Source organism: Brevundimonas sp. GN22, from assembly GCF_054824005.1.
Genome location: NZ_JSYD01000075.1, coordinates 1 through 13,047 on the forward strand (window position 1 = coordinate 1; position 13,047 = coordinate 13,047).

The window sequence follows — 13,047 nt, forward strand, 5'->3', positions numbered from 1 at the left end:
CACGGAACAGCACGCGGGTCACCAGTTCCGACGTCGAGGAGGTGATGTTGACCGAACGCAGGCTGCGCGCCACGCCCAGCACCTTCAACTCGTCCGAGAAGCTGCGCGCGACGGGGCTGGTCACTTCGACCTCCTGCCCGCCACGGCCACCGCGACCGCCGGGACCACCGGGCCCGCCAGGGGCGTCGTTACCGCCCAGGGTGATCTTCAAAAGAGCGGCGACAAGCATCAGCGCCACGACGGCACCGGCCAAAATAATGAAAAAATGGCGCTTAAACACGCTCGAAACTCTCCCCGACAGTCTGCGGTTTCGCATAGCGCCTTTGAGCGGTGGCGCAAATGAAACTCATTTAACGCAGCGCAGGGAGTATTCCGTCGATTAAAATCGTCGCCACAATGCCACAATAGGCCCGTCGCCGGCATTCACCTTGCGGCCTGCAACGGTGGACCGCCAGCCGAACTGGGCAGACCAGTTATCCCAGTGGCGAATCGAACTGATTTCGGCTGTCAGCCAGCGCGCCCCGACCTCGTTCTGTTCGGCCTCGCCCTGACCGGCATAGACCTGAGCCATTATGGTGTAATGGCGGGCCATATGCATACCGGCGGTCGCCTCGATACGTGTTTCTGTAGGCAGCTCGTCGCGCCACCTGCGGGCGAGTTGAACCTCCACGAATTTGGAGCGCGACCCCACGAAGGTGTGGCCGGCGAGAAGGCGAAGATCGAACTCCTCGGCACCCTGACCGGGGGAACCCCACGCGGCATTGCGTCCATCGCTGTCTGTAACATAGGTCGCCTGTAGCGAGGCGACCGACGGTCCTTTCGAAAGGAACTGCCAGCGGCCGCCCAACTCGGTCGGTCCCATCCCCCTGAACGAGCGCATTCTATCATCAGCGTCCTGCCAGTCGGTTTTAAGCAGGACAGTCAGATTATCCGTCACTCCATACTCGGCCCAAAGCGACGCCACATGGTCCAGCCGCTCGTGATGAAGCCGCACCCTGTCGCCATCCTCGTCGAACCCGTGGATCGACCAGACCGGTTCGTATTTCACAATGGCCTGCCCCTGCCCCTTGGGCTGGTTCCAGGCTCCTGCAACGGCGCTGTGCGGCACAACCAGTGCCGCCGCACCCAGCGTCAACGCCCCCAACACCCCCCGATGTTGCATTAGGCATCATATCCCGGCGACTTGCGATCCAACTGACGAAGAGCCCCCGGCCACGCGAGGCTGGACACCATGCCAATCGCCTCTCCCTGATGGCGTGTCTCTTCCTGCGCGGCATCGGGTGCATGCAGGACATTTTCGATGCCCGACGAAAGCGCCGCGACCTGTTGTGCGCAGGCCCGCTCGAGGAAGAAGATACGAACCCAGGCCGCAGCGGCAGTCTCACCAATAGCTAATGTGCCATGATTTCTAAGCAACATCATATGCTTGTCGCCCATATCTGCGACCAGGCGTTCGCGTTCGTCATGGTTCAGTGCCAGCCCCTCATAGCCGTGATAGGCGACGTCCGCCTGTAACAGGCAGGCGTTCTGGCTCAGCGGTAGAAGTCCGTGCTGCTGCGCCGCGACGCCCACCCCCGCGACCGTATGCAGGTGAATGACAAAATGGGCGTCGGGTTTGGCTGCATGCACAGCCGAATGGATGGTGAAGCCTGCCGGATTGATAAAGCTGTCCGTCTCCTGAACGATGTTCCCGTCCAGATCGACCTTCACCAGCGAGGACGCCGTGATCTCTTCAAAATAGAGGCCATAAGGGTTGATGAGGAAATGCGTCTGCGGCCCTGGAACGCGCGCGGAGATATGGGTGAAAATCATATCGTCCCAGCCGTGCAGCGCCACCAGTCGGTAAAGCGCAGCCAGTTCGACACGGGTACGCCACTCGGCTTCAGACACGCTATGGCGGATCGTTGAAACTGTGCCGTCTGCCATGATCTCCTCCCGTCGCATTATTTACACTGAACACTGTTCCGTAGGAGCGCTAGCGTCAACCCTCGCGCAGCTTTAGAGTTAACGGTGTTTTCACTGGCGAATCGTAGCGTAAATCCCTGAACCTTCGGAGTTTCGCGCGTTTGTCTTCACCCGACCTGCACCTTTCTGTCCCCTCTCGTTCCGAGGAGTGGGCGAAAGTTATTGCTGCCGTTCGGTCGCGCCCTGCGGCGGACCAGACCCGTCTGGTGATGGGTGTCGCGGACCTCTACTCGCGCCATGACGCTTCCCCGCCGCAACTGGGTAAGCTGGCCGCGATTTTCATCGAGCTGGTACGATCCGTCGAAGCCCAAGTGCGACAGGGATTGTCCGAGCGACTGGGCGCTACCGATTGGCTGCCACACGGACTGGTCCAGATGCTCGCCAGTGACGAAATCGCCATTGCCCGTCCCGTCATTTCGGCCAGTCCTCTATTGAACGACGCCGACCTTCTGCATCTGCTGGCTTCGGCCTCGACCGAACACCGGCTGCAGATCGCCCTGCGCCCTGATCTGGGTGCCGCCGTTTCCGAGGCGATACTGAATACCGACGAGCCACTCCTACTGACCGCACTGGCGTCCAACGGATGTGCGCAGATGCCCGCAGACGGCATGATGCGTCTGGTCAACGCGTCAGAGCACATCATCAGTTTGCGACAGCCGTTGCTGGACCACCCCAAACTCACCGAGACATTGGCCGAGAGACTTTATCTCTGGGTGGGCGACATCATGCAGCAAGCCCTGTGCGAGCGTTTCCCGCATCATGCCGACCAACTGCGCTTGGCTGTTGATGACAGTGTTCGTGTACTGGCCGACGCCCGCGTCGCGCTCAAGATGCACGATACAGGTCGCCTTACACCGGTCAGCTTGCTGCGGTTCCTGCGCGAAGGTCGGCGCGGTCTATTCATGCAGGGGCTTTGTCTGCTGGCGGAGATCCGCACCGATGAAGCCGATGCAATCATCCGCCAGCCCAGTGCGCGGCAATTTTACCTCGTGTGTCTGGCAGCCGGTATTGATCGCGCAGCCTTCCCCGAAACGCTCGAAGGGTTGCGTCGCGCGGGCGTGAGTGTCCCGCCCCCCCTCATCGACACCGAACTCCGCCTCGGCGAGCGGGATCGATATCAGGCCAAACTTGAGCTCAGAGCCCTGCTGGACAGCGTCGCACACGCTCACATTTTCCACTAAGTGACGGGTATCGTTTGACACTCGGTGAAAGCTCGGCTTGCCTGTCGCTGTGACTCAATCAACGCCCCTACCCACCCTGCACTTTGTCGCCAGCGATCGCCCCGAGGCACGCGAGGCGTGCAAAGAACTGCAGGATCGGTACGGCATCGTGCCGCTGGAGCAGGCGGACGTGATTGTCGCGCTCGGTGGTGACGGCTTCATGCTGGAAACCCTTCACGCCAATCTGCGGGCTCGCAAGCCGGTCTACGGCATGAACTGGGGCTCGGTCGGCTTCCTGATGAACGACTATGCCATCGAAGGCCTGCCCGAGCGCGTGGCCGAGGCGGATCGTACCATCATCCACCCGCTGCAGATGGATGCATGGGCCCAGACGGGCGAAGTCCACAGCGGCCTCGCCATCAACGAGGTTTCGCTCCTGCGCCAAACCCGCCAGACCGCCAAGCTGCGGGTGACAGTTAACGACCGTGTGCGTTTGGAAGAACTGACCTGCGATGGATGTCTGGTCGCGACCCCGGCGGGTTCTACGGCATACAATCTCTCCGCACACGGGCCGATCATCCCTCTGGATGCGCCGAGTCTGGCTTTGACCCCGATCAGTGCCTTCCGCCCGCGCCGCTGGCGTGGTGCCCTGCTGTCCCACACGGCACGCGTCCGTTTCGAAGTTCTGGAAGCCGAAAAGCGTCCGGTTTCCGCCACTGCGGATAATTTCGAAGTGCGCAACGTTAAGGCCGTCGAAGTGCGCGAACGCCGTGACATCAGTCTCGTTATGATGTTCGACGCTGGCCGTACCTATGAAGAACGTGTGCTGGCCGAGCAGTTCGCCGGTTAAGCTTAGAGAAAATCTTAAGCGTAAGCGTTCAGGTTACGACGCCTATAGAACTGTAAGGACTGCTCCCCGTGTCCCAACCGCCTGAAATGATCCGACGCCCAAACACCTTGCGCACCAAGCTGGGTGGCGGATTTGGCGGAATTGATGCCGCAGCGGTCGCCCGCGCCGAAGAGGCCCTGAAAGCCCTGTCGTCACAGTTCGACCAGTGGCTGCAGGACGAGATCACCAAGCTGGACGCTGCCGAAGCCGTCATTCGCAATGAAGGCTTTACCGAAAAGGCTGCTGAAGGCCTTTATCTGCGCGCGCACGATCTCAAGGGCCTGGGCACCACCTATCAGTACCCACTGGTCACCCGCATTGCTGGGAGCCTGTGCCGGTTGATGGATGATCCTGTCCAACGCATGAAGTCGCCTTGGCCGCTGATCGAAGCCCATACCAATGCTATTCGCGCCGTCGTGCGCGATGGCATTCAGGATGAAAACCATCCTGTCGGTGTCGAACTGGCGACCGCACTAGAAGCCGAGGTTCGCGCCCTGGGGCTTTAAGCCACACGGGCCTTGAGTGCGACGGTGTCCGCAGACGGCACCATGTCCAACCGCTCCATCAGATAATCCAGATCGGCACGGCCAATGGTGTGCATCTGGGTCATGAACCGTTCCAGCATGCGCTGACGGAACGCCTCCGCATCCAGATTTGCCCCTTCGGCCTGAATGGCGCGCCACGTATCGACGCCCGAGCGGAAGGCCGCAAACAGGCGCGGCGGCAAGCCCGCGCGATCATAGATCGCTCGCAAGCCCAGCGGCCCCGCGTCATGGATCATCAACCACGCGCGGTGATGGGGCACCTGTGCCAATATCGACAGCCCGTGCTCGAACAGGGCCATCTGCCCACGCGCAACGGCGCGCAGCAGTAAGGATGCATTCAGCGCCTTGCGTGCATAAAGCCCGCGCACAAACTCCGGCAGGTTCTCGGCCCGTATCGACTCATCTATCAGGTCCAGCGTGGCCCGTTCGCGGGCGAAGTCCGACAGACGCACCGCCGTATTCAACGGCACCTGATGGCGCTGAACGAGGTGGTGTTTGACCTGTTCGGTTGCCAGCACGACCAGACGATCGACAATGGACGGCGGCAAAATATTTCGATGTGCCAGCAGGTTGATCGTCTCGGCATCATGCCCAAAGCGGTCAATCGCGATGCCCATGGCACGCTCCGACACGTCGGCATTGTCGTTGGCCGACAAGGCGCGGACAGCCTCGACCACCGCCTCGGAGGCAATCACCTCCGCCACATCGCGGCTGAGGGCCGGGCGCGAGGCGACGGCCACCTGCACATGGGTGCGCCCTGCCCGCACAATGGCCATAAGGTCTTCGTCAGAAAATAACGGCGACTGGCTAATCAGCGGGATAGCAATCGTTTCGACATCCCCCACCAAACGCATCGCCACGTCGTGGGGCATCAGGTCAGACGACCTCAGTGTGATGACCAATGCCCGCCGCACCAGTTCCGCGACATCGCGCGAGAGGAAGGTGATGATTTTCCGGGCCGCCGCGCGCTCTTCCTCGCTGAGCTCCAGCTTGAGCATGCTGCGACACAGTTTGTGGGTGGCAGTTGCACGTTCTTCTTCGACCTCTGACCGTATCAGAAGCTTCAGATCACTATCGCTGAGCGCGAGGGAGCCACTGTTCATGATACCGCTCTCGGACGGAAGGATGGGAGTCTTAACCCAAGCCTAGCCATAACGACGTTAAGCGGTCGTTACGATTTGATACAGATATCAAACGTAATGCGATTGTCCCGATTCGGAACAGTCAGTTCTTTACGGCTTCACTGAACGCGCCGCCAAAGTGCGAGCCCTCGCCTTGGCTCAGCAGCAGGGACAGTAGGCCCTGGTCCTGTTTCAGCCGATCCATACGCGCGGCCAACGCCATATCCTTGGCACCCATAGCCGGCGCGGCAGGTTTTGCGTCGGGCAGGACGGGCGTCGATCCACCGGCCGTGCTTTGGAGGTTGGCATACACCTCGGCCACCGTCGCAGGGCGTCCCTGACGATAGAAGATCGAGCGGTTGGACGCAGCAGCCTCGGGGAACAGGTTGACCGCATTGCCGTTGGGGGACGACCGCATCGCCTCCATCAGCTTCGCAGCCCCTGCGGGACCAAGGAAGTGCGCGGCATAGAGATCACCGCCGTTCGGCGTCATCCCTGTCCTGCCCCGCAAATAGGCGGCATTGGAGGCTGTCAGCTCGCCCGCCATGACAGAGGCCGCCTGCGGATCAAAGCGAAGGTCCAGCACCACATTGCGGGCCGATCCCCTCACCTGCCAACGGCCGTCATTGCCCTGATAGATCAGGTCCGCGTACTGGCCATAGCCATGCTTGGCACCGTGCTGTTTGACGGTCGCAAGCCACGTCTGCTCGATGAACTGGAACAGGCCGGAAGCCGACGAAGTGCGGGCCTTGGCGTCAGGGTTGAACCCGCTTTCACGACGCGCCGTCTTCATCAGGAAATCGAAGTCGACCCCTGTTGAGGCAGAGGCGCGCCGGATGGCCGCCTCTATGCCTGATGAAGATGGAATCGCTCTGACGCTCATAGGTCAACGGTCGCTAACCAAGGTTAACAGAACCCTAACACGGGACCTCGTGCATTAACGAATCAGTATCATCCAGACCAAGGTCGGACACTTGTCCACAAAACGACGTAATTTGAGATGCACCTTTGCCATAGGGCCCGGGGGGGCCTGCGATTGGAGGCGCAGATCATGATGATGATGACACGTGCCGCTGGCGGAGCCGATCTATCCGCCCTGTTGGGTCCACGGCCGACGACCATGTCGTCGCGCAAGACGTGGATCGCAGTGCTCTCTGTGGCCCTTGCGGCCCATCTGGGAGCTGGTTTGTTCCTGTATCACCAGAAGTTCGAACTTGCTGCCACGGCACCAACCGCACGGGAGGTACCGCCGACGGTCGTGGTTCTGGAGCGTCCCATCATCAAGCCCGAGGTAAAGCCGGACACGCCTGCGCCCGCAGCAGCGCCGCCGCTGCACTGGCCCGATAATGTCATCGAGACAGACGTCCCGCCCTTGGTCGCGACGCCGTCGCCCGTAACCACGCCGGATACGGGGCCGGTGTTCACGATCACCGAACCGGCCACCAGCACCACGCCGGGTGACGCCGTTCCGCCGCCCAGCCCGCCTCGCGCCCCCTCGGTGATCAACAACCCCGACTGGATCAAGCGCCCTACGGCAGACCAGTTGATGCGGGCCTATCCCGCCGCGGCCCTCGACCAGGGGCTGGCCGGCAGCGCGACGCTGAACTGCTCGGTGCGGGTCGATGGTACGCTCAACGACTGTCAGGTCAGCAACGAGACGCCCGAGCGCAAAGGCTTTGGCCGTGCTGCGCTCAGCCTGTCCCGTCAGTTTCGTATGAGCCCGCGCACAGTGGACGGAGCGCCGGTTGACGGTGCCCGCGTCGCTGTCGCTATCCGCTTCAATGTGACGGATTAAAAGGTCCGCGAGGGATCGAGGGCTGCCTCCGGAAGGGACAGTCCCTCGAGACCGGCCACCACCTGCCCCGCCACCAGCGGAGCCAGCAACCACCCATTACGGCGGGGTGCCAACGCCACGTGCAGACCCCGGGCAACCGGACCCGCCATGGGCATGCCATCCGGCGATGCGCCCCGAATGCCTGCTCGCCATTCCATGTCGATCTCGACAGGCTCATTACCCAGCAGCGCCCATGCCGCGTTCATCATCTGCTCGCAGAGCTGCGCATCGGTCGCGACCTCGCGAACGCCCGTTTCCATTGTCGCGCCGACCACCGATCCGCCTTCATAGGAGCCCGCGTTGACCGGAGCGATATAGGCCCCCGGTCCGCGAATGACGTGATCGGCCAGACGCTCGTGCGTAATACCGATCTGGCCTCGCACGGGGATAATCTTGCTAATGAGTGCCGCCAGCACCTCGGGCATGCCATCAATGGCAGCCGCCGCACCCGTAGCAATTACCACATGCGGTGCGGTGATGGAGCCTGCACCAAAATCCACAGTCCAGACATCGTTTTCGAAACGCACGGCCTTCGCCGTCGCATTAATCCGCTCAACGCCTTGGGACAGAACGGCGAGTGCCGCCTCGGGGTCCAGTTTGGCGTCCTCTTCGGTCACGATCCACTGGTGGTCGGGCAGATAGGTGTATTCAAACTCGTTGTTCTCCAGCGAGGTTGCCAGTCTGTCGGCACCCTCGCCGCGCCATTCGGCGGGCATGTGCTGGAGTTGGATGCCCGTGCGCGTCGCAAAGTCCGCCCATAGCACGCGGCTGCGTTTCAGAATGGCGGACTGCTCGCGTGACAAGCCGTCGATGGCCGTTTCCATGGCCGGAGCAATCATGCCGGCAGCAATGGCCGAGGCCGCGCCACCCTCGGGCGCAACCACAGTCACCTTATAACCGGCAAGGCGTAGTTCCGCCGCCGTGGCGAGGCCAAACGCACCTGCACCAAGGACGACAACATCAGACGAAGCGGAGGGAGAATTGATAAGGGGCACGGGCTGTCATTCGACCTCCCGCGCCCCGATTTCAAGCCGTTTTTTAGTCGGACTTATTCCGCAGCCATGCGCGAGGCGCGGGCCTCTTCCAGACGCTTCGTCAGCGCAGCGTGCTGATCCCACAGGGCCTTGGGCAGGCGATCACCGAACTTCTCGTAGAAGGACGGGATCAGGCTGGCTTCCTCGGTCCAGACGTCGGCGTCGACGTCCAGCAGGGTCGAGAGCTGGGCTTCGGTCAATTCCAGACCCGACAGGTCCAGACCCTCGCGGCTAGGCACGCGGCCAACGGCGGTGTCCACGGCGGCACCCTTGCCTTCCAGACGCTCGACGATCCATTTCAGAACGCGGGCGTTGTCGCCAAACCCCGGCCAGACGAACTTGCCGTTCTCGTCCTTGCGGAACCAGTTGACGAAGAAGAAGCGCGGCAGCTTCGAAGCGTCCGGAGCCGAAGCGCCGACCTTGAGCCAGTGCGCGAAATAGTCGCCCATGTTGTAGCCGCAGAACGGCAGCATGGCGAACGGGTCGCGGCGCAGCTCGCCGACCTTGTTTTCAGCCGCAGCCGTGCCTTCCGAGGCAACAGTCGAGCCGAGGAACACGCCGTGCTCCCAGTCAAAGGCTTCGGTAACGAGCGGCACAGCCGAGGCGCGACGACCACCGAACAGAATGGCGTCGATCGGCACGCCAGCCGGATCTTCCCATTCGGGGGCGATTGACGGGCATTGACCGGCCCACACAGCAAAGCGGGCGTTCGGGTGGGCGGCAGGCTCGCCCGAGGCCGGGTCGTGCGGCTGGCCCTTCCAGTTGGTCATGCCTTCCGGCACTTCCTTGGTCAGACCTTCCCACCACACGTCGTTGTCGGCGGTCAGGGCGACGTTGGTGAAGATGGTGTCTTTCACCAGAGTTTCGAGCGCATTTTTGTTGGTGTTGCGGCTGGTGCCCGGTGCCACGCCGAAGAAGCCCGCTTCCGGATTCACGGCATACAGACGACCGTCTTGGCCGAAACGCATCCAGGCGATGTCATCACCGACCGTCTCGGCCTTCCAGCCGTCCAGCGCCGGTTGCAGCATGGCAAGGTTCGTCTTGCCGCATGCCGACGGGAATGCGGCCGCAACGTACTTCACGACACCTTCCGGCGAGGTCAGCTTCAGGATGAGCATGTGCTCGGCCAACCACCCCTCGTCACGTGCCATGATCGAGGCGATACGAAGGGCGTAGCACTTCTTGCCCAGAAGAGCGTTGCCGCCATAGCCCGAGCCGTAGGACCAGATTTCGCGCGTTTCAGGATAGTGGACGATCCACTTGTCGTCGTTGCACGGCCAGGCGACGTCGGCCTGACCTTCGGCCAGAGGTGCGCCCAGCGTGTGCACAGCCGGAACAAACACGCCGTCGGTGCCCAGCTGCTCCAGAGCGCCCTTGCCCATGCGGGTCATGACGCCCATCGACAGGGCCACATAGCCGCTGTCGGTGATTTCAACGCCCAGAGCCGAGATGTGCGAGCCCAGCGGGCCCATGCAGAACGGCACCACATACATGGTGCGGCCCTTCATGCAGCCGTCGAACAGCTTCTCCATGCGGTCACGCATTTCAACCGGATCGGCCCAGTTGTTGGTCGGACCGGCGTCGGCCTCTTCTTCCGAGCAGATAAAGGTGCGGCTTTCGACGCGGGCGACGTCCTTGGGATCGGAGGCAGCGTAATAGCACCCCGGACGCTTGGTCTGGTCCAGCTCTTTCAGCGTGCCCTTTTCGATCAGGTCGGCAATGATCTGCTGCTTTTCAGCTTCAGACCCATCGCACCATTGAACGCGATCCGGCTTGGTCAGGGTTGCGATCTGCTCCACCCAGGCGACAAGGCCCTGATGTTGCGTCGGGGCCGGGAAAAGGCCGGGGATCGATTGGCTCACGTCTGCTCTCCTGAGTCCTTACCGTCGTCCGTACTCAACGACGGATCGCGTGCTGGATCACGCATAGTTACGGGCGAAATGGCCTGTCAGCGACGCAAGGTCAACCTTCATAACGCCATTCCGCATTGCAGCAATTTCCGTAGGTTGTGCCGGATTTTATTTTCTCGAATGGGCTTAGAGATTTAGCGCCCCAACCGACAGGTACGCCTCCCTATTTGCGACTGTGGATTGTGTGCACGCTCCGCACGGCGGAGTGTCCGATAGTCGGCAGAGGCCAAACCCGCGTTCGACCGCACAGATTCGCTGCGCTCGGGACTATAGACGCGGGCCAACAACCGCTAGTTTCGGCCCATGCAAACGATGGATAATCTGGTCGCGACGCCACAGGGCGCTCTGACATCTCCGGCAGCACAGCGTAACGCCGACGCAATCCTGCAGCGTCTGAGGCCCCACCTTCCGGCCAAGGGACGTGTGCTGGAGATTGCTTCCGGCTCGGGCCAGCACGCTGTCCATTTCGCAAAAGCCCTGCCAGACATTGATTGGCAGCCTTCCGATCCCAGTGCGGAAGCCCGCGAGAGTATCGACCTTTGGGCCAAGGCCAGCGCACTGCCCAACCTGCAGCATGCCATGGCGCTGGACATGCTGGACCAGAGCCAATGGCCGCAAGATTCCTACGATGCCATCGTCTGCATCAACATGGTCCACATCAGCCCGTGGGCCGCGACCGAGGGGTTGATGCAGTTGGCAGAGCGGGCCTTGCCGCGCGGGGGCTTGCTCTATTTGTACGGCCCTTATCGGGAGGAGAAGGTGCCGCTGGCTCCTTCCAATGCAGCCTTCCATGCCAGTCTGAAATCGCGCAACCCCGAATGGGGCCTACGTGATCGCGCTCACGTCTCCGCACTGGCCAAACAGCACGGACTGCTCCCGACCTTGCGGGCCGAAATGCCTGCAAACAACATCAGCCTGATGTTCCGCCGCTTCTGACGCTTTCTTTACGGTGCTGCACGGCTTAAACAGCCCGCCCTGACAGGAGACCCCCATGGCCTTTACCCGCACCTACGACGGCGACGAACCGGTTCGCATCAACAAGTGGCTGGGCCAGTCGGGCGTCTGCTCGCGCCGCGAGGCCGAAGCCCTGATCGCCGAGGGCTATGTCACCATCGACGGCGAACAAGTTACCGACGCGGGCCGCAAGATCGAAAAGGGCCAGACGCTGGTCCTGAACAATGATGCCGAAGAAGCCCTTCAGGCGGGCGTCACCATCATGCTGCACAAGCCGGTCGGCTATGTCTCGGGTCAGCCCGAGCCGGGCAAGATTCCGGCTGTTCGTCTGCTGTCGTTCAAGAACCGGGCGGACGAAGGCTATATCCCGCGCCGTGATGAATCCCTGCCGCCGATTGGGCGACTGGACGAGGACTCGCGCGGTCTGCTCCTGGTGTCGTCGGACGGCGTCGTCGCCAAGGCCGTGATCGGGCCGGAGTCAGATCTCGACAAGGAATATCTGGTCCGCGTGTCAGGGGACATCACCGCCAGCAAGCTGGACAGGTTGCGCAATGGTCTGGAACTGGATGGCCGTCGCCTGCGCCCTGCCAAGGTGACGCTTATCCGGGGTCAGGACCTGAAGTTCATCCTGAAAGAAGGCCGCAAGCGCCAGATCCGCCGTATGTGCGAACTTGTTGGCCTGGAGGTCGTGGACCTGTTCCGCACCCGCATCGGCCCGCTGCATCTGGGCACCCTGCCCGAAGGCAAATGGCGTCACATTACCCCCGAGGAACGTGACGCCCTGATCAAAGCCAGCGTCGCCTAGATCGTCAGCTCTGCGCTGATTTTTACCAGCCGCTCCAACTCGGCCACATGGGCCTTGAACGCCTTTTTGCCGCTCAGGGTCATGGATAGCCACGTCCGCTGTCGACCTTCAAAGGGGGCTTTGCGCACGGCGACATAACCGGCCTCTTCCAGCGCCTTCACGTGTTTGGATAGGACAGAGTCCGAGACCTTGATGGCATCGCGCACCACCGCGAACTCGGCCTCTGCTGCCGACAGGATGGCGCAAATCTGCAGCCGTCCCGGCGCGTGGATCAAAGGATCAAATACGGGCGCTGTCATTTCAGATCCCTCACGTCTTTGCGGTACAGGGCCATCCACACCCGCATGCCGACCAGACCCAGCACGGCGGCAACAATCCCGCAGACGATCGGCACCCAGATGATGTCCTGCACGCGTCCATACCAGACGCTGATGGCCATCAACCCGAGCAGCAGGCCTGCCAGTCCGAACGCAGCCCAACGGGCACGCTTGGGGCCGTAGCCGTTAACCCACATGCCAGTCTCGGCCTGCCATTTGCGCATGATGAGGACGAGGATGGCGATAGCGACTGCCGTGCAGGCCACGCCAATGGTGGTGCCCAGCCCCTGCCCTGCGACCAGCAGTCCACAGGCCGCCGCATAGCCGGCGTCATACCACCAGGGCCAATAGTCCATCTTGCCGAGCGCCTGCTCGCGCGTCTCGCGGATGCTGTTCAGAGCCTCCATCGCGCCAGCGCCGTCAAACTTTTCATGGTCGTTGGTCATCAGCGTTTCCTCACTTTCCATACTGGAAAATGACACCGACTTTCCAACTTGGCAAGTCGTAACTTTC

14 protein-coding genes and 1 pseudogene are annotated in these 13,047 nt (G+C 61.9%); 6 read left to right on the forward strand and 9 right to left on the reverse strand.

What is annotated here, in order from left to right:
- From OB03_RS10860 to OB03_RS10870, 3 genes and pseudogenes are all read right to left on the reverse strand, one after another.
- Positions 1–280 (reverse strand): annotated as a pseudogene (locus OB03_RS10860) (efflux RND transporter periplasmic adaptor subunit); the annotation flags it as partial.
- A 99-nt stretch (positions 281–379) separates the two neighbouring features.
- Positions 380–1,162 carry a hypothetical protein gene (locus OB03_RS10865; protein ID WP_242914231.1) on the reverse strand — a complete coding sequence of 261 codons (783 nt, stop codon included), beginning with the start codon at positions 1,160–1,162 and terminating at the stop codon, positions 380–382.
- Positions 1,162–1,926 carry a class II aldolase/adducin family protein gene (locus tag OB03_RS10870; protein WP_242914232.1) on the reverse strand — a complete coding sequence of 255 codons (765 nt, stop codon included), beginning with the start codon at positions 1,924–1,926 and terminating at the stop codon, positions 1,162–1,164. Before OB03_RS10870 ends, OB03_RS10865 begins: the two co-directional genes overlap by 1 nt.
- Before the next feature lie 140 nt (positions 1,927–2,066).
- On the opposite strand from OB03_RS10870, the gene OB03_RS10875 reads away from it, so the two are divergent.
- The 3 genes from OB03_RS10875 (at position 2,067) to OB03_RS10885 (ending at position 4,520) form a co-directional block, all read left to right on the forward strand.
- Positions 2,067–3,146, forward strand: coding sequence for a DUF2336 domain-containing protein (locus tag OB03_RS10875; protein ID WP_461344154.1), 1,080 nt, complete (start codon positions 2,067–2,069; stop codon positions 3,144–3,146).
- Positions 3,147–3,195: 49 nt separating this feature from the next.
- Positions 3,196–3,975 carry an NAD kinase gene (locus tag OB03_RS10880; RefSeq protein WP_461344155.1) on the forward strand — a complete coding sequence of 260 codons (780 nt, stop codon included), beginning with the start codon at positions 3,196–3,198 and terminating at the stop codon, positions 3,973–3,975.
- 86 nt (positions 3,976–4,061) lie between these two features.
- A complete protein-coding gene (locus OB03_RS10885; protein WP_242914235.1) occupies positions 4,062–4,520 on the forward strand; it encodes an Hpt domain-containing protein in 459 nt (152 codons plus the stop codon).
- Here OB03_RS10885 and spbR read toward each other — a convergent pair.
- Positions 4,517–5,662 carry a SpbR family protein gene (spbR, locus tag OB03_RS10890; RefSeq protein ID WP_461344156.1) on the reverse strand — a complete coding sequence of 382 codons (1,146 nt, stop codon included), beginning with the start codon at positions 5,660–5,662 and terminating at the stop codon, positions 4,517–4,519. The two genes, OB03_RS10885 and spbR, sit on opposite strands and share 4 nt — an antisense overlap.
- 121 nt (positions 5,663–5,783) lie before the next feature.
- The gene (locus OB03_RS10895; protein WP_461344157.1) at positions 5,784–6,563 is read right to left on the reverse strand and encodes a transglycosylase SLT domain-containing protein; all 780 of its coding nucleotides are present in this window, start codon (positions 6,561–6,563) and stop codon (positions 5,784–5,786) included.
- Positions 6,564–6,731: 168 nt separating this feature from the next.
- On the opposite strand from OB03_RS10895, the gene OB03_RS10900 reads away from it, so the two are divergent.
- Positions 6,732–7,475, forward strand: coding sequence for a TonB family protein (locus OB03_RS10900; protein ID WP_461344158.1), 744 nt, complete (start codon positions 6,732–6,734; stop codon positions 7,473–7,475).
- Here the strand turns inward: OB03_RS10900 and OB03_RS10905 are convergent.
- Positions 7,472–8,509, reverse strand: coding sequence for an NAD(P)/FAD-dependent oxidoreductase (locus OB03_RS10905; RefSeq protein ID WP_461344159.1), 1,038 nt, complete (start codon positions 8,507–8,509; stop codon positions 7,472–7,474). The two genes, OB03_RS10900 and OB03_RS10905, sit on opposite strands and share 4 nt — an antisense overlap.
- Before the next feature lie 53 nt (positions 8,510–8,562).
- Positions 8,563–10,410 (reverse strand): phosphoenolpyruvate carboxykinase (GTP), encoded by a 1,848-nt coding sequence (locus OB03_RS10910; RefSeq protein ID WP_242914240.1) that lies wholly within the window; start codon positions 10,408–10,410, stop codon positions 8,563–8,565.
- 351 nt (positions 10,411–10,761) lie between these two features.
- Between OB03_RS10910 and OB03_RS10915 the strand changes: the two genes are divergently transcribed.
- Together OB03_RS10915 and OB03_RS10920 are read left to right on the forward strand one after the other, a co-directional pair.
- Positions 10,762–11,394: a DUF938 domain-containing protein gene (locus tag OB03_RS10915; RefSeq protein WP_461344160.1), complete on the forward strand. Its 633-nt coding sequence runs from the start codon at positions 10,762–10,764 to the stop codon at positions 11,392–11,394.
- A 55-nt stretch (positions 11,395–11,449) separates the two neighbouring features.
- A complete protein-coding gene (locus OB03_RS10920; RefSeq protein WP_242914242.1) occupies positions 11,450–12,217 on the forward strand; it encodes a pseudouridine synthase in 768 nt (255 codons plus the stop codon).
- On the opposite strand, the gene OB03_RS10925 is transcribed toward OB03_RS10920, so the two are convergent.
- Positions 12,214–12,516, reverse strand: a complete 303-nt coding sequence (locus OB03_RS10925; RefSeq protein ID WP_242914243.1) for a winged helix-turn-helix domain-containing protein — start codon at positions 12,514–12,516, stop codon at positions 12,214–12,216. The genes OB03_RS10920 and OB03_RS10925 overlap by 4 nt on opposite strands.
- Positions 12,513–12,980: a hypothetical protein gene (locus OB03_RS10930; protein ID WP_242914244.1), complete on the reverse strand. Its 468-nt coding sequence runs from the start codon at positions 12,978–12,980 to the stop codon at positions 12,513–12,515. The genes OB03_RS10925 and OB03_RS10930 overlap by 4 nt, the downstream gene beginning before the upstream one ends.
- Positions 12,981–13,047: the final 67 nt, after the last annotated feature.